This is a genomic window from Pseudomonas sp. PS02288 (assembly GCF_029959715.1).
Lineage (GTDB): Bacteria > Pseudomonadota > Gammaproteobacteria > Pseudomonadales > Pseudomonadaceae > Pseudomonas_O > Pseudomonas_O kuykendallii.
The window spans coordinates 24,512-46,126 of the sequence record NZ_JASCPA010000028.1 but is presented as its reverse complement, the minus strand read 5'-3'; the positions used below and the strand labels follow the sequence as shown (position 1 = coordinate 46,126).

Annotated in this window: 17 protein-coding genes and 2 pseudogenes; 10 read left to right on the top strand and 9 right to left on the bottom strand. The window is 59.4% G+C overall.

Features of this window, described 5'->3' with window-relative positions; translation table 11 throughout:
* Position 1: 1 nt before the first annotated feature.
* Positions 2-775 carry a DUF1835 domain-containing protein gene (locus QMX85_RS12815; RefSeq protein WP_282341408.1) on the top strand — a complete coding sequence of 258 codons (774 nt, stop codon included), beginning with the start codon at positions 2-4 and terminating at the stop codon, positions 773-775.
* Between the two features lie 137 nt (positions 776-912).
* Here QMX85_RS12815 and QMX85_RS12810 read toward each other — a convergent pair whose 3' ends face one another.
* From QMX85_RS12810 to QMX85_RS12790, 5 genes are all read right to left on the bottom strand, one after another.
* Entirely contained in the window at positions 913-1,449 is a 537-nt protein-coding gene (locus tag QMX85_RS12810) for a DUF4946 domain-containing protein (protein ID WP_273230972.1), read from the bottom strand.
* 70 nt (positions 1,450-1,519) lie between these two features.
* Positions 1,520-2,647 carry a mechanosensitive ion channel family protein gene (locus QMX85_RS12805; RefSeq protein WP_348775232.1) on the bottom strand — a complete coding sequence of 376 codons (1,128 nt, stop codon included), beginning with the start codon at positions 2,645-2,647 and terminating at the stop codon, positions 1,520-1,522.
* A 200-nt stretch (positions 2,648-2,847) separates the two neighbouring features.
* Positions 2,848-5,949, bottom strand: coding sequence for an efflux RND transporter permease subunit (locus tag QMX85_RS12800; protein WP_282341406.1), 3,102 nt, complete (start codon positions 5,947-5,949; stop codon positions 2,848-2,850).
* Positions 5,946-7,019, bottom strand: a complete 1,074-nt coding sequence (locus tag QMX85_RS12795) for an efflux RND transporter periplasmic adaptor subunit (protein ID WP_282341405.1) — start codon at positions 7,017-7,019, stop codon at positions 5,946-5,948. Before QMX85_RS12795 ends, QMX85_RS12800 begins: the two co-directional genes overlap by 4 nt.
* Positions 7,016-8,104, bottom strand: coding sequence for an efflux RND transporter periplasmic adaptor subunit (locus QMX85_RS12790; protein WP_282341403.1), 1,089 nt, complete (start codon positions 8,102-8,104; stop codon positions 7,016-7,018). The genes QMX85_RS12795 and QMX85_RS12790 overlap by 4 nt, the downstream gene beginning before the upstream one ends.
* Before the next feature lie 177 nt (positions 8,105-8,281).
* Between QMX85_RS12790 and QMX85_RS12785 the strand changes: the two are divergent.
* Both QMX85_RS12785 and QMX85_RS12780 read left to right on the top strand, forming a co-directional pair.
* A pseudogene (locus tag QMX85_RS12785) lies at positions 8,282-8,539 on the top strand (radical SAM protein); the annotation flags it as partial.
* 72 nt (positions 8,540-8,611) lie between these two features.
* Positions 8,612-8,971, top strand: coding sequence for a hypothetical protein (locus tag QMX85_RS12780; protein ID WP_282341401.1), 360 nt, complete (start codon positions 8,612-8,614; stop codon positions 8,969-8,971).
* Positions 8,972-10,112: 1,141 nt separating this feature from the next.
* Here the strand turns inward: QMX85_RS12780 and QMX85_RS12775 are convergent.
* Together QMX85_RS12775 and QMX85_RS12770 are read right to left on the bottom strand one after the other, a co-directional pair.
* Entirely contained in the window at positions 10,113-12,038 is a 1,926-nt protein-coding gene (locus tag QMX85_RS12775; protein WP_282341399.1) for a hypothetical protein, read from the bottom strand.
* Positions 12,039-12,232: 194 nt separating this feature from the next.
* Positions 12,233-13,843: a recombinase family protein gene (locus QMX85_RS12770; RefSeq protein WP_282341397.1), complete on the bottom strand. Its 1,611-nt coding sequence runs from the start codon at positions 13,841-13,843 to the stop codon at positions 12,233-12,235.
* Positions 13,844-13,881: 38 nt separating this feature from the next.
* Here QMX85_RS12770 and QMX85_RS12765 point away from each other — a divergent pair.
* Positions 13,882-14,721: pseudogene (locus QMX85_RS12765) on the top strand (PA0069 family radical SAM protein); the annotation flags it as partial.
* Here QMX85_RS12765 and QMX85_RS12760 read toward each other — a convergent pair.
* Positions 14,687-15,394, bottom strand: a complete 708-nt coding sequence (locus tag QMX85_RS12760) for a hypothetical protein (RefSeq protein ID WP_282341395.1) — start codon at positions 15,392-15,394, stop codon at positions 14,687-14,689. The pseudogene QMX85_RS12765 and the gene QMX85_RS12760 overlap by 35 nt on opposite strands.
* A gap of 298 nt (positions 15,395-15,692) precedes the next feature.
* On the opposite strand from QMX85_RS12760, the gene coxB reads away from it, so the two are divergent.
* Genes coxB through QMX85_RS12740 form a run of 4 tightly spaced genes read left to right on the top strand, consistent with a single transcriptional unit; the run spans position 15,693 to position 19,941 of the window.
* Positions 15,693-16,817, top strand: coding sequence for a cytochrome c oxidase subunit II (gene coxB / locus QMX85_RS12755; protein WP_282341393.1), 1,125 nt, complete (start codon positions 15,693-15,695; stop codon positions 16,815-16,817).
* A 4-nt stretch (positions 16,818-16,821) separates the two neighbouring features.
* On the top strand, positions 16,822-18,480 hold the full coding sequence (ctaD, locus tag QMX85_RS12750) for a cytochrome c oxidase subunit I (RefSeq protein WP_282341391.1): 1,659 nt from the start codon (positions 16,822-16,824) through the stop codon (positions 18,478-18,480).
* The gene (locus QMX85_RS12745) at positions 18,477-19,028 is read left to right on the top strand and encodes a cytochrome c oxidase assembly protein (RefSeq protein ID WP_282341389.1); all 552 of its coding nucleotides are present in this window, start codon (positions 18,477-18,479) and stop codon (positions 19,026-19,028) included. The genes ctaD and QMX85_RS12745 overlap by 4 nt, the downstream gene beginning before the upstream one ends.
* A 22-nt stretch (positions 19,029-19,050) precedes the next feature.
* The gene (locus tag QMX85_RS12740) at positions 19,051-19,941 is read left to right on the top strand and encodes a cytochrome c oxidase subunit 3 (protein ID WP_273230989.1); all 891 of its coding nucleotides are present in this window, start codon (positions 19,051-19,053) and stop codon (positions 19,939-19,941) included.
* 48 nt (positions 19,942-19,989) lie between these two features.
* Here QMX85_RS12740 and QMX85_RS12735 read toward each other — a convergent pair whose 3' ends face one another.
* Positions 19,990-20,193 carry a DUF2909 family protein gene (locus QMX85_RS12735; RefSeq protein ID WP_090224513.1) on the bottom strand — a complete coding sequence of 68 codons (204 nt, stop codon included), beginning with the start codon at positions 20,191-20,193 and terminating at the stop codon, positions 19,990-19,992.
* Positions 20,194-20,219: 26 nt separating this feature from the next.
* Between QMX85_RS12735 and QMX85_RS12730 the strand changes: the two genes are divergently transcribed.
* Positions 20,220-20,990, top strand: coding sequence for an SURF1 family protein (locus QMX85_RS12730; protein ID WP_282341386.1), 771 nt, complete (start codon positions 20,220-20,222; stop codon positions 20,988-20,990).
* Complete coding sequence (locus QMX85_RS12725; protein ID WP_282341384.1) at positions 20,965-21,534, top strand: hypothetical protein; 570 nt, start codon at positions 20,965-20,967, stop codon at positions 21,532-21,534. Before QMX85_RS12730 ends, QMX85_RS12725 begins: the two co-directional genes overlap by 26 nt.
* The last annotated feature ends 81 nt before the right edge of the window (positions 21,535-21,615 follow it).

Genomic DNA, 21,615 nt, shown 5'->3' with positions numbered 1-21,615 from the left:
CATGTGGCATCTGGTGTGCGGCGACAACGCGGCCGGCGGCGTTGCCGCGGTGCTCGGCGAGGCCCTGGCGCGGCAGTCGCTGCGGGTGCTGCGCGACGACCTCGCGGTCGGCCCGTTGCGTGACGTCGACCGCCCGCCGTGCGCCGCCCGCGCGGCGTTCTGGAGCGCCGTGTGGCCCGCGCAGGTGCTGCCGGTGCCGGCGTTCGATACCGATCTGGCGGCCGACGCGCAATGGCTCGCCGGGCTGGCGCGCGGGGCTGCGGAGGTCACCCTGTGGCATGGCGACAGCACCTCCGAACAGTTGCTGCTGGCGCGCGTGGCGGCGGCGCTGGACGGCTCGGGCGTGGCGCTGTGGGAAGTCGCCTGCGGCACCGGCGATACTCGCGTCGCGCAGCGCAAGGCCGTCGCCATGCGCCACCCTCAGGAGTTGCTGGCGCTGCATCGGCCGCGCCTGATGGACGCCGAACGGCGCCATGCCCTGGCCGCCCAATGGCGCGCGGCGGTGGCCGAGGATGCCGATGTGCGCCGCTGGTCGGACGGCGAATTCCACGGCGAGACGTTCGCCACCATCGACGCCAGCCTGCTGGACTTCTGCACGCCGGAATGGCAGCCGCTGGCCCAGCCGATGGGCGACACCATGCGTCACTGCGACGGGTTCTTCGCCAGCGACTTCTTCCTCGCCTGGCGCGCCCGCGAACTGGCGGCCCGCGGCGCGTTGCATCTCGAGGGCTCGTTGCAGGGCCGCTACAGCGAGCAGCGGGTGCGGCTGGCCTGAAGGCGCTGCGCGGGTTGCGCGACCGCTCACGGCTACGCCGCGTAGGGTGGGCTTCAGCCCACCGATGGCGCGGTCTCCGGTGGGATTGGTGGGCTAAAGCCCACCCTACGGAGGTCGGGAGTCTGGGGCGGGGTGCGCTAGTTGAAATCCAGGCTGTCGCGCAGTGCCTGTACTTCGCCGGCGACTTCGTTCTCGCGTTCCACCGGCATGGCGTAGGTCAGCGAGTAGATGGTGTCGCTGCCGCGCGCGGCGAGCAGGGTCTGCTTGAGCGCGGGGTTGCCCTGCTGGCTGATGGTGCAGCGCACTTCGTGGGCGGCGATGTGGCCGAGGGTGGTCGCCTGCGGCTTGCTGCAACTGGCCAGCAGGCCGCTCCGGGCGAAGCCCAGTTGCAGGCCCTTGCGCATTTCCGTCAGCAGGTTCTCCAGGTTCACCGCGGCGCCGGCGGCCAGCGGCATGCGCGTGAGTTCCAGCACCAGCGCCTGCGAGCCGTCGGCCTGCAACTTCACCGCCTGCTGGCGCTCGCCGGTCACGCCGTCCTCGAAGGGCGAACGCGGCGCCGGCATCTCGTTGACTTCCCAGCCGGCCGGCCAGACGACCTGCAGGCCGCCCGCGCGGGCCGACAGTACGCCGCCGAGCAGGCAGAGCGAGAGCAGGGTGGGGACGAGCTTCGGCATGGCGGTATCCGTGGCAAAAGTGGGGCAAGCCTGCCTGAGTACGCGGACCGCGACAATCGCGGCGCGGCGCCTAGACCGGCGGCTGCCGGTCCGGCTCGGTGGGCGGCGCGTGTTCGGGGGAGGGCGTGGGCTTGCCGCGGTCCAGGTCGCTGTGGATGTCGGTGCGCAGCTGCGGCAGGGACTGCGGAAACTCGCGGCCGATGAAGGCGATCAGCTTTTCACGCACGTAGCAGCGCGCATCGAAGTTCAGCGAGGCGTCCGGCGAACTGACCAGAATGCGCAACTGCATGGCCTTTTCCGAGGTGTCGGTGACCTGCAGAACGCTTACCCGGCCGTCCCACAGGTGCGGGATTTCCTCGCACAGGCGCTGCAGTTCGCTGCGCAACGGCTCCAGCGGAATCAGGTAGTCGACCCAGAGAAACACCGAGCCGAGGATGCTGGCGTCCTTGCGCGTCCAGTTCTGGAACGGGTTCTCGATGAACCACTGCAGCGGCAGCACCATGCGCCGGTCGTCCCAGATGCGCACCACCACGTAGGTGCCGGTGATCTCCTCGATGCGGCCCCATTCGCCTTCGACGATGACCACGTCGTCCATGCGGATCGGCTGGGTGACAGCGATCTGCAAGCCGGCGATCAGGTTGCCCAGCACCGGCTTGGCGGCGAGACCGGCGGCCAGGCCGATGAGGCCGGCGGAGGCGAGGATGGTGGTGCCGATCTGGCGCACCGGCGGGAAGGTCATCAGCATCGCCGAGACCCCGAGCAGCAGCACCAGGAACCACAGCGTGCGCACCAGCACGCGGGTCTGCGTCTGGATGCGGCGGGCGTTGAGGTTGTCGCGGATGTCCAGCGGGTGCTTGATCAGGATGCTCTGCTCGACCGCGCGCACGCAGCCCATGAAGAACCAGGTGATCGCCGCGATCAGCGCCAGCGTGGTCAGGTGGCGCAGCCCGTTGATCCACAGCAGCGCGTCGCTGGCGGAGCCGAGCAGCCCCTGCAACGCCAGCAACGGCACCACCGTGAGCAGCGCCTGCTCGACGTGATCGAGCAGAATCCGTGCGAAGGAAAAGTGCTTAGCCACCCGCTTCAGCACGGCCACCGCAATGCGCGCGGCGATGCTCACGACGACCATCAGTACCAGCGCGGCGATCAGCAATTGCAGCCAGGGATCGGAGACGTAGTCTTTCCAGTCGATCGGCATCCGCAGCGTTCCTCCGTCAGGGTATGGCGACGCTTCATCGCGCGTTGCGGCCGGGAATGGCCGCCCGTTGGGCGCCGGTACGAACGCGAATGAAACCTCGGGCTGAGCCCGTTCACCCGGAGTGGACCGGCGTTGCGCCGGCAGAGTTCGGCGAGAGGGCCGTGCCAGAGCGTTCGCGGAGCGCTGAACGCTCTGCGAGGTCAGGCGGTTTTCGCGGGCTCCTGGTCGGTGTCGTCTTCGCGAATCCGGTACCAGGCGACGTACAGCGCCGGGAGGAACAGCAGGGTCAGCAGCGTCGCGCTGAAGATGCCGCCGATCATGGCGTAGGCCATCGGGCCCCAGAACACCTCGCGGGCGATCGGGATCATCCCCAGGCTCGCCGCGGCGGCGGTCAGCAGGATCGGCCGGCGTCGGTGCTCGGTGGCCTCGATCACCGCGCGCCAGGGCGAATAGCCGGCGCGCTCGAAGGCGTCGATCTGGGTCACCAGGATCACCGAGTTGCGGATGATGATGCCGATCAGCGCCAGCACCCCGAGGATCGCCACGAAGCCCAGCGGCGTGCCGGTCGGCACCAGCGCCAGGACCACGCCGATCAGCCCCAGCGGCGCCACGCTGATCACCAGGAACAGCTTCTGCACGCTGTGCAGCTGGATCATCAGGAAGGTCGCCATGAGGAACAGCATCAGCGGCAGTACCTTGGCGATCGGTCCCTGCGCCTTGCCGCTTTCCTCCACCGTGCCGCCGGTGGCCACCCGGTAGCCGTCGGGCAGCTTGCTGGCGAATTCCTCGATCGCCGGCTTCAGCTCGGTGACCAGGTCGGTCGGCTGGATCTCGCCGTTGACCGCCGCCTTGATGGTGATCGTCGGCTTGCGGTCGCGGCGCCAGACCAGCGGCTGCTCCAGCTCGTAGCTGAGGGTGGCGAAGGCGCGCAGGGGAATCGACACGCCGCTGGCGTTGACGATCTGCAGGTTCTCCAGGGTTTCCGGCGAGCCGCGCTCGGCGTCCTCGGCGCGGCCGATCACGTTGATCAGGTAGATGTCGTCCTTCACCTGGGTGACGCTGGCGCCGGTGACCACGCCGTTCATGATGTTCGCCACGTCCTCGGAGGACAGCCCGAGCTGGCGCGCCTTGTCCTGGGCCACGTCGATGCGCAGCACCTTGCCCGGCTCGCTCCAGTCGTAAACGATCTCGCCGATGTTCGGGTTGGCGTCGAGCAGGCCGGCGAGGTCGAGGGCGTGCTTGCGCACCTGGTCGATGTCCTTGCCGCTGATGCGGTACTGGATCGGCCGCCCCACCGGCGGGCCCATCTCCAGCGGCTGGACGAAGCTGCCGATGCCGACGAAGTCCTGGCGCAGGCGCTGGCGGAGTTTTTCCATCAGCCGGCCCCGTGCTTCCAGGTCCTTGCTGACGATCACCAGCTGCGCATAGAAGGGGTTCTGCAACTGCTGGTCCAGCGGCAGGTAGAAACGCAACGCGCCCTGGCCGATGTAGGTGCTCCAGCGGGCGATGTCCGGGTCGTCCTTGAGCGTCGCTTCCAGGCGGTCGACCTGCAGGCGCGTCTCGTTGATCGAGGCTCCCTGCGGCAGGTTGAGGTCGACCAGCACTTCCGGGCGGTCCGAAGAGGGGAAGAACTGGTTCTGTACGAAGCGCATGCCGAACAGCGAGGCGGCGAACAGCAGCAGGGTCAGGCCGATGGTCCACCAGCGGTGACGCATGGCGAGCAGCAGGCCACGGTCGAAGGCGCGGGCGATGCGGCCGGGTTGGTCCGACTTGGATTTCAGGTTCTTCTTCAGGATGTGCACGGCGATCACCGGGGCGAAGAACACCGCCACCACCCAGGACACCAGCAGCGCCACGGCGATCACCGCGAATAGGGTGAAGGTGTATTCGCCCGCCGAGCTGGCGTTGAGGCCGATGGGCACGAAGCCGGCCACGGTGACCAGGGTGCCGGTGAGCATCGGGAAGGCGGTGGAGGTGTAGGCGAAGGTCGCCGCCTCCTTCAGCGTGTCGCCTTCTTCCAGGCGCGTGACCATCATCTCCACGGTGATCATCGCATCGTCCACCAGCAGACCGAGGGCGATGATCAGCGCGCCGAGGGAAATCCGCTGCATGGTGATACCGCTGTACTCCATGAACACGAAGACCATCGCCAGCACCAGCGGGATCGAGCAGGCCACCACCAGGCCGGCGCGCACGCCGAGGCTGACGAAGCTGACGATCAGCACGATCACCACCGCCTCGAACAGCGCACGGGTGAAGCCGCCGACGGCTTCCTCGACCACTTCGGCCTGGTCGGACACCTTGTGCACGCCTACGCCCAGCGGCAGCGCGGCGCTCAGCGCGGCCATCTTCTCGTGCAGCGCCTTGCCGAACACCTGAATGTTGCCGCCGTCCTTCATCGCGATGGCCAGGCCGATGGCCGGCTTGCCGTCGTAGCGGAACAGCATCTGCGGCGGGTCGACGTAGCCGCGGCGGATCTGCGCGATGTCGGAGAGCCGGTAGAAGCGGTCGTCGAGGCGCAGGTTGACCTGCTCCAGGTCCTTCTCCGAGGCGAACTGGCCGCTGGTGCGCACGGAAATGCGCTCCGGCCCGGCCTCGATCACGCCGGACGGCGTCACCGCGTTCTGCGCCTGCAGGCTCTGCATCACCTGGGCCTGGTCGATGCCGAGGGCGGCCAGCTTGCGGGTGGAGAAGTCGAGGTAGATCACTTCGTCCTGGGCGCCGACCATCTCCACCTTGCCGAGGTTTTCGACGCTGCGGATTTCCGCGCGCACCCGCTCGACGTAGTCGCGCAGCTGGCGGAAGCTCAGGCCGTCGGCGGTGAAGGCGTAGATCGAGCCGTACACGTCGCCGAACTCGTCGTTGAACGCCGGGCCCTGGATGCCCTGGGGAAACTCGCCGCGGATGTCGTCGACCTTCTTGCGCACCTGGTACCAGATTTCCGGGATGTCCTCGGCGTCCGTGGTATCGCGCAGGAACACCATGATGGTGGACTCGCCCGGTCGCGTGTAGCTCTTCACGTAGTCCAGCGAGTCGAGTTCCTCGAGCTTCTTCTCGATGCGGTCGGTGACCTGGTTGAGCGTTTCGTCCACCGTGGCGCCGGGCCAGCGGGTCTGGATCACCATGGTCTTGATGGTGAAGGACGGGTCTTCCTCGCGGCCGAGGTTCTTGTAAGAGAACAACCCCATTAGCAGGCCGACGAACATCAGGTACCAGACGAACGACTGGTGGCGCAGCGCCCATTCCGAGAGGTTGAAGCCGCCGCTGCGTGCATCGTCGTGCTTGTCGTCGCGGTCCGTCATGGCTGTACGCCCTCGTCCATCTTCACGGCCTGTCCGGGCTTGAGTTCGCCGAGGCCGGCGATCACCACCCGCTCGCCGGGCTGCAACTGGCCATCCACGGTGATGCTGCGCTCGTCGCGGGCGAGCAGCGTCACCTCGCGCGGCGCCACCGTCATGCTCTGCCGGTCGATCACCCAGACGCGGGTCTTGCCGTCCACTTCCTGCAGGGCGCTGAGCGGCAGCTGGCTGCGTGGCGCGACCTTCTGCTGCAGGGTCACGCTGACCGCGGTGCCGAGCAGGAACGCCGGCGGCGTGTCGGCCAGGGTCAGGCGCACGCGGCGGGTACGGGTGGCGGAATCCGCCTGCGGTTCGATCTCGCGCAGGGTGCCGGTGGTGCGCGCGTCCGGGTCGAGTTGTGCGGCGACCTCGAAGCGCAGGTCGGGGCTCAACGCGTCGGCGAGGTTGGCCGGCAGGTCGAACACCGCTTCCTTCACGTCGGGGCGCGCCAGGGTCACGACGTCCTGCCCGGCGGCCACCACCTGCCCGGCTTCGGCGTGCCAGGCGGTGACCACGCCGTCGTAGTCGCTGCTCAGCGTGCTGTAGCCGAGGCGATCGCTGGACTGCTGCACGCGGGACGCGGCCTGGTCGCGCGCCGCGGCGAGGGTCTTGAGCTCGGTCTGCGCCTGTTCGAGGGTCGCCTTGGCGCCGACGCCGCGGTCGAACAGTTCCTGCTGCCGGCGCGCGTTGGCCTGGGCGTTGATCCATTGCGCTTCGCTGCGCGCCAGTTCGCCCTGGCTGGCGCGCAACTCGTTCTGCTGGTCGGTGGGGTCGAGGGTCGCCAGCCGGGTGCCGGCCTTCACCTCGGTGCCCACGTCCGCCAGGCGCTGGGCGATGCGCCCGCCGACGCGGAAACCCAGCGTGGTTTCGTAGCGCGCCTGGATGATCCCGGCGAAGCGCCCGAGGCTCTGCTCGGCCTGTGCCTGGACTTCGCTGTAGAGCACCGGGCGCACCGCTGCCGGCGCCGGCTCGTCGTTGCCGCAACCGGCGAGGGCGAGGCCGGCGAGCAGGCCGGCCAACAGGCGTGCGCTCATGGCTTCTGCTCCTGTTCGGCGATCTCCACCTGCTGGCCGGGATGCAGCAACTGGCCGCCCGCGATCACCACCCGCGCACCGGATTGCAGGCCGTTGGCGATCACCACCTCGCCGGTGGCGTAACGCGACACCTTCACCGCCTGCAGATCGACCTTGCCGTCGGCGCCGACCCGCCACACCGCCGGCCGGCTTTCCTTCTTGGTCAGGGCCGCCCAGGGCAGCACCACGCTGCTCTGCTCGCCGGCGGTGATCCGCGCGGTTACCGCCGCCCCCAGCGGCATGCCGTCCGGCACGTCCTCCAGGGCGATCTTCACCTGTACCGTGCCGCTCTGCGCGGACACCGTCGGCGTCACTTCGCGCACGCGTCCGCGTGCCTTCACTCGGGGGTCGTCGAGCAGCGCCACCTCGACGACCTCGTCTTCCGGCGCGACCAGCGATTCGTAGACGTTGAACACCGCGTCCCGCTCGCCGTCGCGGGCCAGGCCGAAGATCGGCGCGGTCGCCTGGACCACCTGGCCGACCTCGGCCTGGCGCTCGGTGATCACGCCATTCGCCTCGGCCACCAGGTCGGTGTAGGACAACTGTTCGCGGGCGCTGGCCAACTGCGCCTCGGCGGCGGCCAGGGAGTTCTTCGCGCTGCGCTGTGCGGCGAGGGCGGAGTCGTATTCGCTGCGGCTTGTGTAGCCCTTGGGCAGCAGCTTCTGCTGACGCCAGAGGTCGGCCTCGGCCTGCTTCAGGCGGGCTTTTTCGGCCTCCACCGCGGCCTCGGCGGCGCTCACGTTGTTGCGCTGATCCTGGGGATCGAGCCGGGCGAGCACCTGGTTGGCGGTGACCGAATCGCCGACTTCCACCCGCCGCTCGATGATCTTGCCGCCGACGCGGAACGACAGTTGCGTCTGCACGCGGGCCTGTACGTCGCCGGTCAGGGTGGCGTTGGCCTCGTGCGGCACGACCTCCACCTGCTGCACGTAGACCCGCGGCTTCTGCGCCTCGCGCGGGGCGTCGTCGTCGCAACCGCCCAGCAGGGCGAGCGCGAGCAGGGCGTACAGGCAACGCAACGGGAGGACGGGACGGCGGGTGGGCATGCGAATTCCTTGCACGAATCGAACGGGCGTTCGTTGATATGCGACTGCGCCGTTCGTCGGGGGTTCCGGTTCGCCGGCGATGGCCCCTCACGGCGACCGAGTGCCGAACGGCAGCTGCGGGGGCCGCGCGAATCCGCTTAAATACTGTATGCATGAACAGTTATCGAGAGGCCGAGAATGAGTGTTCTTCCACCGCGTGGTCGCGGAACCGCCAGCAATCCGCACAACCGTTTCGCGCCGACTCGCAGCGAGGTCGAGCCCAGCGACTGGTACGAGGAGGACGTGCCGCCAAGCCGCGCCACGGAGCTGCGCAGCGAACGGGCGAAGACGGTGATCAGCTACAACCGCTCGCCGGATGTCGGCTTCGAGCGCTCGGTGAACCCCTACCGCGGATGCGAGCACGGCTGGATATGCTCTGCAAAAGGTTCCATCGCCATAATCCTGTAGCTTTAACGTATGACGCCGCTATAGTATTAAGTCACTACATCGCATAAAACAGGAGCAGTGATGTTGTGGTTTACTCGAAGAAAAACAAATTACATTGAACTAACAGATTTTAAGTTAAGTAAAGAATTTAAAATTCACGCTGATGTAAACCAAGACTTCCAAAGCTCGGTTAGATATTCAAAATTAATTGAAGCTGCGTGGGCTTTAAAAATGACTACAGACGAAGCGGCAATGCACGTCGCAGTCACTTATTTCTTATATCTTTGTAAGGGAGGTGCTTTTGTTGATGCGTCTGACATTCTCTTACGAATAGAGAATATCGCCGGCTATGAAGTGCCAAGGAATATAATTAGAGAAGAGCATTGGACTAATTTTTCTAACATTATAGGTGAAGGTAGGAAAATGCTCGGAATAAAATAGCAAGGTCGTTTTGAACGGTTGAACTTGTTCAAGTGTGAAAAATGACCAGATAGAGCGAAAGCGTACCGAGCAAGTGCTCGGTTGTGCTGATGAAAAAAGAGCAGAAAAGAAAATTAAGGTCGGACGCTATTTAGTGATTTTCGTCGAACGATAAAAATATTTTCATTTACCTATTGACAACGATTTTTGCTGTTTTTAAGCCAAAATTTGAAGGTCGGGAAATATGAAATATCAAAAAATTGAGATAAAAACATATAAAAATTGATATGCACTTTTTTAGTGCATTCACGGAAAAGGGTCAAAATTAAGCGATTTATTTTCCTTCGTATATTAGTATGCAGAAATAAAAACCACGCTAAAAACGCCATTTTTTAAAGGCGTGAAAAATCAAGGTTTACGATTTTTTAGGGCAAGAAATCAACATCATCACATCAATCAAAAATAAGCCATTTTAAGGCGTATTCTTGTTTTTGATACCCAAAGCACCAAGCCAATGCTAATCGCTCGATTATGGGCAGTTTTTGGAGGTTTTAGAGGGTATTGCTTGGTGTATGTGTGTTGGTATGGGTTTGCGGGGGTGTGATGCGTGTATATATGTGTGTGTCGTGTGTGTATGCGTGTCTTGAAAACCCTAGGGGGTTTTCGCTTTAAGCTTTGCAGCTTCACCTGCTTTTTATTCTTTCAGAACAAAAAACAGGTAAAGCTGCTTCTCCCTAGCAAAATCAGTAAAAAAGAACTGAATTTAATGCTCGGTTTTCGCTTTACCTATTTTTCAAAACAGGGTCTAAGTCGGCGATACTACCTCTTAGACTTTGAACACTTAGTACCTATATCGCGGCACTTGGAACCCTGTTCAACATCTTTCGATGGCTTGCGGGTTGCCACTTTCCAATCCCCCTTTCTAGTGGCTTCGCTTTCACAATGGACTAACTCAGGCTTTCCAACATTGCGAAAGGCGTGAATACTGAATTTATAATTATGATGAAGTTTTAGCGGCAGGTCTTGAAATGGTAATATTATATGTTATAACTATATATACCAGTTGAAACTGCTGCTATCAGTATCAACGCCGAACCCTAAATGTTAACTACATTTGGGGTTCACTTATAATTATGGTATCACTTTAATATTTAAAGTCAAATTAGTAGGCGTTTGGTCTTCTTCTCTTTCTTGCTTTTGCTGCTTCTACTTTTTCTTCTGCATCAAACTCTATTACTTGGGTGCTTGTTAATTTATCGCTGCACCATAGTTTTATATTGTCTTTAATGTCTGGTTTAACTTTATTGAAATCAAGCCCTTTATCTTGCATATTGGCTTCCCAATGGAATAAAAAGTCCTTCCTCATTTCTTTGCCATAGTGTTTTACTGTATCAATTATTTCTTCCTTCATTATTTTATAGTCAAGTTCGCTAGAATTACCAATCCTTATATCTCTTACCATCTTATCCATACGGCTGTCTAATTTTGCGATATTTACGCTTAACTTATTGTTTATAGTTTCATTGATATGTTGAAGTCTTTTATTACTTTTGTTCAACTTTTCATTTTCAGCCATAGCATTTTTATTTTTCTCTTCGGCTTTTTTAAGTTTGGCAAGTTCCGATGAAATATCTTCTTTGACTGTTTTTAATTCGGCATCTTTTTGGGTTAGTGTTTTGTTTAGTTCACTAACTGCTATTCTCTTGCTGGATATTGCATTATTAAGATTTAAGATGCTTTCATTATTGTTTGATATTTTGGTTTTTTGCTCTTGTAAAATCTGATTAGACTTTTTGATTTCAGCATCTTTTGCTTTTTGTTCTTCAATCTTTTCATTAAGAGCATTTATCAATTCCGATTGTTTACCTTCATATTTTTCAATCAGTGCTTCTTTGTTTTGGATTAACTCGTTTTTCTGTTCAAGTTCCATATTGCTTTCTTGTATTTGCTTCATCAAATCATCAATTTGTTTTGTATAATAATTAAATGCCCTTTCGCTTTTTGGTTTTTTTGCTTGCTCTTCAATAATTCGCATTCTTGATTTTTGTTCTTCATTTTTAGGTAGGAATTTGGCTTTTAATCCATACTCCAATGCCATTTTATTAAAGTGCTCATAAAATGCCTTTTGTAATATGCTGGACTTCCAAGATTGTCTTTCTTCAAAATATCGTTTTCTCTGTCTTTCTTCTGTTCTATTAGGTATTTTGAAGTCTTCAAGAACAGGAGGTCTTTCAAGCCCAAGTATTTCTTTATGAGTTTCGTAGTAATTTAAAGCGAACTCTTGTTCTTGCTCGTTAAAGTCATATTTCTTTGTTTTCGAGTTTTCAAGGTCAATGAATATGTGCGAGTGGTTAGATGTCTCATCTAAATGCTCAACGGCAAGAATTATTTCATTATTTGGAAAGTTCTCTTTATAGAATGTATATAGTGCTCTCTGGGTTAGTTTTGTATATTCTTCCGTTATTGGTAAATTGTTGGTTGATGGTATTGTTAAGAAAACCTCTTTTATTCTGTTGGTATTGTCCGAAACTGCTCTATTAGGCATTGTTGTTTCAATTTCTTTTTTCTTATCTATATAGTTGCCTAATAACTCAATTCTTTGGTTAATTCTCTTTATTCCGTGCTCATTTAAAAGTGAAGAGTATTCATCAGGAATAAATTCACTTTTCAACTCCATAGCAGATTCAACATAATTGGATATTGAATCCACATCTGTTTCTTTTAGGAATTTATTAAGTTTGGACTTTAACTTGCGGAGTTTTTCTTTTTCGCCAGCAATATCTTGTGATGCTGCTGTATCTCTTATTTTTGTTTGTAAGAAGTCTTGAAATTCTACATGTATAGACTTGGCAAGTTCTGGTGTTAAATCTTGCCTGATACCTTTGAATGTAATCTTATTATTGAATTGAGCGTTTGGGTTACGCTCAAACTCATCATATTCATTTTGGTCTAATCGTAAAGAATGAAGCATTGAACTATTCAGCCCATTAAGATTTGAATAGTTTTGGTCTCTTTTAGTTAGCGTAATAGTCTGTAAATTATCATTCATAGTATCCTCTTGTGGCTGTTGATTTTTTGCTTCTGCCATTCCGGCCAGGAACCTGCGTATACCGTCACTTTTTTGCGTAGCAAAAATGGGACTGTATACATAGCAGGTATATATAAGTGGCTTACTTTTATATATGTCCTCTAATTCATTAAACCACACATTAAAATGTTTTCAAGAGTGTATAGCACGCATAAAAAAAGCCACTGAAAAGTGGCTTTGCTAAAACTGGTAAATTAAGATTGGGGATTAGTCTTATTTGCTATTGATTTGACTACGCTAGCCCAAGCATTTTCTATTTCATCTTTATTGTATTCATTTGCCAATTCATCATTAAGAATGTGGCGATTTACACCGTTGGAAAATTCTACATGTAAAATATCATTCAAGTAATCAATCTGGATTTTCTTGATGATGTTTTTTAGTTCATTGTTGTATTGAACTCTTTTTTCAATTGCTTCTTGTGATTTGTCATAGATGATTTTTTCTATGTCAATTTCTTTTAAGTCGTAGAATGACTTGAATGAAGAAATTATTTTATTGAGTTCTTTATTTTTGATTTCAATTTCATCATCAAGTTTAATGATGCTGTTTTCTAAATCAACAATAATTTCATTATAGGTTTCTGGAATGGTTTCACCTTCCAAAATCATCTTTTTGATTTGAGATTTAAAACCATCAAGACGATTAGAGATTTTGGTTTTTTGGTTCTCTAATTTCATCAATTCATTTTTTATTTCATCGGCGTTTGTATTTTCTTCTAATAGTGTTCCGATATTGATGCCATTAGTGAATTTAAAAAAGCGGCTGAATACTTTTTTACCTCTAATTGACTGCTGGCCTTTTAAACCACATTTGCCTGTCATCGAGTTTGTGCAAATGAAATAATCTCTTTCACCTTTGTTCATGTAGCGAATAGTTCCGCCACAAAAGCGGCAAAAAATCAAATCACGAAAAACATTATATCGCTGTGCTGAATATCTTCCCGAAAAAGGTTTTCGGGAGGTAATGACTGATTGAACCTTTAAAAATAAATCTTCATCTATTACCTGCGGGTAATAATCTGGAATGGGATTTCCTTCATCTTTTCTAATGAGCCGGCCATTTTCGTTGTGATGAATTTTTTGGGGCTGATGCTCACCGATTAACTTTCTATTACCTAATAGGTATTGGGCTTGATGAATAGCCAATTTTTCACCGTATAAGGTGTTGTATTCTTTGGTTGCTTCTTGTAGGCCTTTGGAAAGTGAAAGTCTAAAAAGTGTTCTTATTCTGTCGATTTTCACTTCATCAATGATGAATGTATTATTTTCTACTTTTAACCAATTGGGCACTTTTTTAGTGACTATTTCACCATTGTGCATCTTATCTCTATTGAGTTTCCAAGCCTTGCTTGAAAAATCACTTTTACGCTGACTTTCTGCGTTTGCCCTTTCAAATTCCACAAGAGCAGTAATCCAATCACCAAAATCAAGATTATCTGCGTCATAAATCTTGTTTTTATCAAGAATGACTATTTTGATGCCTGAAAATAGAAGATCCGTGAAAATCTTATTACTGCGAACGATTTTGTCTCTTGAAAGGCGATCAAAGTTTTCGATCAATAAATAAGAACCTTTCTCAATTTCTCCTTTCCTTACCTCTTTGAGAAACTGACCTAGAACACCTTCTGATCCTGCGTGTTTACTGTGAAAAGCAGACGTTCCTGCGTCTTCAAGGTGTCGATCTACCTCCAAGCCGTGCTTAGCCACAAACGCCTCTATAAGCTCGTTTTGGCGTGTTCTGGTGCTTCCATCTTCCTGACGAGTAGATGAGAAACGAACATAGGGAAAGCACTTTTTGGTCATTTTTTAACCAATCTTGAAGGATGGAACCAATAACATAGCACGGCTGCATCTATTGTTTCGCCCGGCCCAGCCACGCCTACTGGGACCTTTCGCCGGGGATCGATTTCGAGACCCGGCTGATCGCCAAGACCAACCTCGCCGAGGTGCTCGAGGAGCAGTTGGCCAAGCCCGGCTACGTGCCGCAGCCGATCGCCCTGGGCATCAACACCGACGCCTACCAGCCGATCGAGCGCGAGCAGCGCCTGACCCGCCGCGCGCTGGAAATCCTCCTGCGCCACAAACACCCGCTGCACATCATCACCAAGGGCTCGCTGATCCTGCGCGACCTCGACCTGCTGCAGGAGCTGGCCAGCCAGCGCCTGGTCAGCGTGGCGTTCAGCCTGACCACCCTGGACGACGAGCTGAAACGCATCATGGAGCCGCGTGCCGCCTCGCCCGGCGCGCGCCTGCGGGCGATGCGCACGCTGCACGAGCACGGCATACCGGTGAGCGTGATGACCGCGCCGATCATCCCGATGATCAACGACCGCGAGCTGGAGGCGATGCTGGAAGCCGCGCGCGATGCGGGCGCGCGCTCGGCCGGCTACGTCTTGCTGCGTCTGCCGCTGGAGATCGCCGGGCTGTTCGAGGAGTGGCTGGCGGCGCACTTTCCCGAGCGCGCCGAGCATGTGATGAGCCTGATCCGCCAGTCCCGCGGTGGGAAGGACTACGACAGCCGCTTCGGTACGCGGATGCGTGGCGAGGGGCATTTCGCCGACCTGCTGGCGCAGCGTTTCAAGCTCGCCAGCCGGCGCCTGGGCCTGGATAAGCGCAGCGGCGACGAGGGACTGGATTGCAGCCTGTTCAGTGTGCCCGGTAGGCAGATGAGCCTGCTGTAGCCGGCGCGGCGTCGTCCGGGCGCGGCAGGCTTTCGGCGCTTTCCGCCAGGTCGAGCGCCAGGGTGACGCCGAGTTGCCGCGCCAGCTCGGGCCAGTCGGCGCCGTCTTCCTGCAGCTCCACCTGCAACCGGTACGCCCGCACCGAGCTGCGCTCGAACACCTCGGCACCGAGTTGCCCGGCCACCGCGCCGGCGACCGCCCGGTCCAGATCGTTGGCATAGCGCTCGCCGATCAGCTGGTGGGCGATCAGATTGGCCACCGTGGTATCCAGCGGCGTCAGCGGCCGGCCGAGGTGGGTGATGTAGCGGTCGTTGATCTCCTCTACCAGGCGATGGGCGAGGTAGGCGGCGTCGAGCAGCGCGCCGAGGTCCTTGCGCTCCACTGGTGCGCCGGGCCCGACGAAGAAGGTGTTGGCGGTTGCCAGCAGCGGCTTCACTTGCGCCTCGAGGCCGGCGTCCTCCGCTACCCGAGCGGCCGCCTCCAGCATCGCCGGAACCTGTTCGACATAGCGCTCGACGAAGCGCGTGAGCACCCCGCGATGATCGTGCACGCCCAGCTGGATCGACGGGTGCAGGCGCAACAGCCGCGCCTCGATCTGCCGGGCGAGGTCGCCGGTGGTGGTTTCCTGGCGCTGGGCACGCTGGATCAGATCGCGCAAGGCGAGGGTGTTCATGAAGGCTCCGGGATGGCGAATGAAGCAGACAACATAGCCGTTCCGATCAGGTACATCAGACCGGATCGTCATAATTACAACACGGTTATGCGACGCGGATATAACGCCAAAGTGCCTGCAACGCCTGCGTTGCAGCCTGCGAGTCGGTGTCTATACTCGGATTCGAAAGGCGTTACCTGAGAAGCCCGGCGTGCACCTGCCGAGGTTTATCGGCCGTCGAAGTTCGTAGTCTCGCAGCCGTTCCCTTGGCCACCAGCCGTGCTGGCGGAAATAACAAGAACAAGAAGGGGAACCCGCAATGATGCGACATCCACGTGTCTGGATGTGCACGTCGCTGTGGTTGCTGATCGGCCAGGCCCAGGCGGCCTGGACGGTGAACATGCAGCCCGGTGCGACCGAGGTCAGCCGCTCGGTCTTCGATCTGCACATGACCATCTTCTGGATCTGCGTCGTCATCGGCGTGCTGGTCTTCGGCGCGATGTTCTGGTCGATGCTCATCCACCGCCGCTCCAGCGGGCAGCAGCCCGCGCACTTCCACGAGAACACCCGCGTCGAAATCCTCTGGACGGTGGTGCCGCTGCTGATCCTGATCGTCATGGCCGTGCCGGCCACGCGCACGCTGATCCACATTTACGACCCCACCGAATCCGAGCTGGACGTGCAGATCACCGGCTACCAGTGGAAGTGGCACTACAAGTACCTGGGCCAGGACGTCGAGTTCTTCAGCAACCTGGCCACGCCGCGCGAGCAGATCAACAACCAGCAGGCCAAGGACGAGCACTACCTGCTGGAGGTGGACGAGCCGCTGGTGCTGCCGGTCGGCACCAAGGTGCGCTTCCTGATCACCGGCGCCGACGTCATCCATTCCTGGTGGGTGCCGGCGCTGGCGGTGAAGAAGGACGCCATTCCCGGCTTCATCAACGAATCCTGGACGCGCATCGATGCGCCCGGCATCTACCGCGGCCAGTGCACCGAGCTGTGCGGCAAGGACCATGGCTTCATGCCGGTGGTGGTGGAGGCGAAGAGCAAGGAGGACTTCGACGCCTGGCTCGGCACCAAGAAGGCCGAGGCGGCCAAGGTCAAGGAACTCACCGCCAAGGACTGGACGCTGGAAGAGCTGGTGGCGCGTGGCGACAAGGTCTACCACACCACCTGCGCCGCCTGTCACCAGCCCGAGGGCCAGGGCCTGCCGCCGATGTTCCCGGCGCTGAAGGGCTCGAAGATCGCCACCGGCCCGATCGAGGCGCACCTGAGCATCGTCTTCCACGGCAAGCCCGGCACCGCGATGGCGGCGTTCGGCAAGCAGCTTTCGGAAGTCGACATCGCCGCCGTGGTCACCTACGAACGCAACGCCTGGGGCAACGCCAAGGGCGACATGGTCACGCCCAAAGACGTGCTGGCCCTGAAACAATCCGAGGAGTGACGACATGAGCGCAGTCATCGAACCGGGTCGCGTAGAACCGGGCCATGTCGAACAGGCCCACGGCGACCACCACCACGGCCCGGCTAAGGGGCTGATGCGCTGGGTGCTGACCACCAACCACAAGGACATCGGCTCGATGTACCTGTGGTTCAGCTTCTGCGCGTTCCTGCTCGGCGGCTCGATGGCGATGGTGATCCGCGCCGAGCTGTTCCAGCCGGGGCTGCAGATCGTGCAGCCGGAATTCTTCAACCAGATGACCACCATGCATGGCCTGATCATGGTCTTCGGCGCGGTGATGCCGGCCTTCGTCGGCCTGGCCAACTGGATGATCCCGCTGATGATCGGCGCGCCGGACATGGCGCTGCCGCGGATGAACAACTTCAGCTTCTGGCTGCTGCCGGCGGCCTTCGGTCTGCTGGTGAGCACGCTGTTCATGGAGGGCGGCGGGCCGAACTTCGGCTGGACCTTCTATGCGCCGCTGTCCACCACCTACGCGCCGGAGAGCGTCACCTTCTTCATCTTCGCCATCCACCTGATGGGCATCAGCTCGATCATGGGTGCGATCAACGTGATCGCCACCATCCTCAACCTGCGCGCGCCCGGCATGACGCTGATGAAGATGCCGCTGTTCGTCTGGACCTGGCTGATCACCGCCTTTCTGCTGATCGCGGTGATGCCGGTGCTGGCCGGCGTGGTGACCATGATGCTGATGGACATCCACTTCGGCACCAGCTTCTTCAGCGCGGCCGGCGGCGGCGACCCGGTGCTGTTCCAGCACGTGTTCTGGTTCTTCGGCCACCCCGAGGTGTACATCATGATCCTGCCCGCGTTCGGCGCGGTCAGCTCGATCATCCCGGCGTTCTCGCGCAAGCCGCTGTTCGGCTACACCTCGATGGTCTACGCCACCGCGGCCATCGCCTTCCTCTCGTTCATCGTCTGGGCGCACCACATGTTCGTGGTCGGCATTCCGTTGGTGGGCGAGCTGTTCTTCATGTACGCGACCATGCTGATCGCCGTGCCGACCGGGGTGAAGGTGTTCAACTGGGTGAGCACCATGTGGCAGGGCTCGCTGAGCTTCGAGACGCCGATGCTGTTCGCCGTGGCCTTCGTCATCCTGTTCACCATCGGCGGCTTCTCCGGGCTGATGCTGGCCATCGCCCCGGCGGATTTCCAGTACCACGACACCTATTTCGTGGTGGCGCACTTCCACTACGTGCTGGTGCCCGGCGCGATCTTCGGCATCTTCGCCTCGGCCTACTACTGGCTGCCGAAGTGGACCGGGCACATGTACGACGAAACCCTTGGCAAGCTGCATTTCTGGCTGAGCTTCGTCGGCATGAACGTGGCGTTCTTCCCGATGCACTTCGTTGGCCTCGCCGGCATGCCGCGGCGGATTCCGGACTACAACCTGCAGTTCGCCGACTTCAACATGATCTCCTCGATCGGCGCCTTCACCTTCGGCGCCACGCAGATCTTCTTCCTGTTCATCGTCATCAAGTGCATCCGCGGCGGCAAGCCGGCGCCGGCCAAACCCTGGGACGGCGCCGAAGGCCTGGAATGGACGATCCCCTCGCCGGCGCCCTACCACACCTTCCAGGTGCCGCCGGACATGAACCCGGTGCACGAACACCGCAAGGGGCCGGGCGACGAGGTGTTGCCATGAGCGAGACCCTTCCCACCCGTCGCCTGATCGGTCGGCTGCTGGTCCTGGTGGTGGCGATGTTCGCCTTCGGCTTCGCCCTGGTGCCGCTCTACGACGTGATGTGCGACGCCTTCGGCATCAACGGCAAGCCGTCCGGCAATGCCTATCAGGGCAGCCAGGTGGTGGACGAGGCGCGCCAGGTGCGCGTGCAGTTCCTCGCCACCAATTCAGCCGACATGGGCTGGGAGTTCCATCCCAAGGCCGACGAGCTGGTGCTCAGCCCCGGCGCGGTGGGTGAGATGCTCTTCGTCGCGCGCAACCCGAGCGACCGGCCGATGACCGCGCAGGCGATACCCAGCATCGCGCCTTCGGAAGCGGCGGCGTACTTCCACAAGACCGAGTGCTTCTGCTTCACCCAGCAGATGCTGCAGCCGGGCGAGCGCATCGAGATGCCGGTGCGCTTCATCGTCGACCGCGACCTGCCGCGCGACGTGCATCACCTGACGCTGGCCTACACCCTGTTCGACATCACCGCGCGCAAGCCGCCCGTCGCCCTCAACGGCGGTTGAGCAGGGGCCAAGGAGAAGAAAAATGACGCCACCCCATGAAGAGTATTACGTCCCGGCGCAGAGCAAATGGCCGATCATCGCCACCCTCGGCCTGCTGATCACGGTGTTCGGCCTGGGCACCTGGTTCAACGACCTGTCGGCGGCGCGGGAGAAATCCCACGGCCCGCTGATCTTCTTCGTCGGCGCGCTGTTCATCGCCTACATGCTGTTCGGCTGGTTCGGCAACGTCGTGCGCGAGAGCCGTGCCGGGCTCTACAGCGCGCAGATGGACCGCTCGTTCCGCTGGGGCATGGGCTGGTTCATCTTTTCCGAGGTGATGTTCTTCGCCGCGTTCTTCGGCGTGCTGTTCTACGTGCGCTACTGGGCCGGTCCCTGGCTGGCCGGCGACGGCGCCAAGGGCGTGGCGCACATGCTCTGGCCTAACTTCGAGTACAGCTGGCCACTGTTGAACAACCCCGACCCGAAACTCTTCCCGGCGCCCAAGGGCGTGATTGACCCCTGGAAGCTGCCGCTGATCAACACGCTGCTGCTGGTCAGCTCCAGCTTCACCGTGACCTTCGCCCACCACGCGCTGAAGAAGGGGCAGCGCAAGCCACTCAAGCTCTGGCTGGCGGCGACCATCCTGCTCGGCGCGAGCTTCATCGCCCTGCAGGTCACCGAGTACATCGAGGCGTATCACGAGCTGGGCCTGACCCTCGGTTCGGGGATCTACGGCGCCACCTTCTTCATGCTCACCGGCTTCCACGGCGCCCACGTGACCATGGGCGCGCTGATCCTCACGGTGATGCTGGTGCGCATCCTGCGCGGGCATTTCAGCGCCGATCAGCATTTTGGTTTCGAGGCGGCGAGCTGGTACTGGCACTTCGTCGACGTGGTGTGGATCGGGCTTTTCGTCTTCGTCTACGTGCTCTGAGGGCAACGCAGGGCGCAGGTTGTAGGGTGAGCTTCAGGCCGGAGGGCGCTACCAGGCCACCTGCGAAGTCAGCTGGCCGCTGTAGAAACCCCAGGCGACCAGCGCCAGGGTCAGTGCGGCGCAGGTGGCGCGGAGGTAGAGGGAGCCGAGCAGGCGCTGGCCCCGGCCCTGGTCCTTGACCAGGAAGAACAGCCCGCTGAACAGGCTGACCAGTGTGGCGAGCAGCAACAGGAGGATCGCGGCCTTGAGCATGGCGGACTCCGAGGAGGGGCAACGCGGTGCAGTATAGTCACTCGCTCTCCGGCCTCCGGGCCGGCGCCCGGCGGCGCTTCCAGCCCGGCTGGCTGCCCAGCCTGGTGGTGCTGGCGCTGCTGCCGGTGCTGCTCGGCCTGGGCTGCTGGCAACTGTCGCGCGCCGAGCAGAAGCGCGAACTGCTGGGCGACTACGAGGCCCGGCGCAACGCCGCGCCGCTCGAGCTGGCGCGTTTGCAGGCGATGCCGGACAGGGCCTTCCGCCGCGTGCGCCTGCACGGTCATTTCGACGAACGCCACAGCGTGCTGCTGGATAACCGCATCCAGGCCGGGCAGGCCGGCGTCGAACTGCTGCAGCCGTTCCGCGACACCGACAGCGGCCGCTGGGTCCTCGTCAACCGCGGCTGGCTGGCCTGGCCGGACCGCCGCGACCGGGTGCGCTTCAGTACGCCGGACGGCGCGCAGACGCTGGTCGCCTGGCTCTACCAGCCGCCGGGCGCGAGCTTCGAACTGAAGGACATCCAGGGCCACGACTGGCCGCGGCTGGTCAACCACGTCGACACCGCCGGCCTCTGGCGCGAGCTGGGTATCGACGGGCTGGCCGACGAGCTGCGCCTGGAACCCGGACCGGCCAGCTACGCGGTCGACTGGCCGATCGTCGCCATGGGCCCGGAGCGTCACCTCGGCTACGCCGTGCAGTGGTTCGCCCTGGCCGCGGCGCTCGTCGCCCTGTTCGTCTACCTCGGAATCCACAACGCGCGGGAGACTCGCCATGCACTCAGCCTACGCCCTGAATGAGGCACCGCCGCGGCGCGGCCGTCTGCAACTGCTGCTGATCCTCTTCGTGGTGATCGGGCCGATGGTGCTCGCCACCGCGATGTACCAGTGGCGCTTCTGGGTGCCCGACGGGCGCAACTACCATGGCGAGCTGCTGGGTGACGGCCAGAGCCGCGCCAGCCTCGGCGTGCAGGGCGATGACCGCCACTGGCAACTGCTGGTCACTGCGCCGCAAGGCTGCGCCGAGGATTGCCGGCAACTGGTCTACCTGGCCCGGCAGATCAACATCGGCCTGGGGCGCGATGCCGACCGCGGCAGCCATGCGCTGGCCAGCGCGCAGCCGCTGGACGAGGCATACGCCAGCCGCCTGCGCCGCGAGTACCCGCAATTGCAGCGCTACCCGCTGGACCCGCAGCGCTATCGACAGGCCCAGCCCGACGGCGCCGCGCAGCTGTGGATCGTCGACCCGCACGGCAACCTGGTGCTGCGCTACGGCGCCGGGGCCAACGGCAAGTCGATCCTCAACGACTTGCGGCTGTTGCTGAAGATCTCGCGCATCGGCTGAGCCGGATCGCGGCCCGCTGCGCGTCGGCCGGACCGCGTTGGAAATGCCTTGGCTGGCTCTAGCTCCCGAGGCTCTGGACGT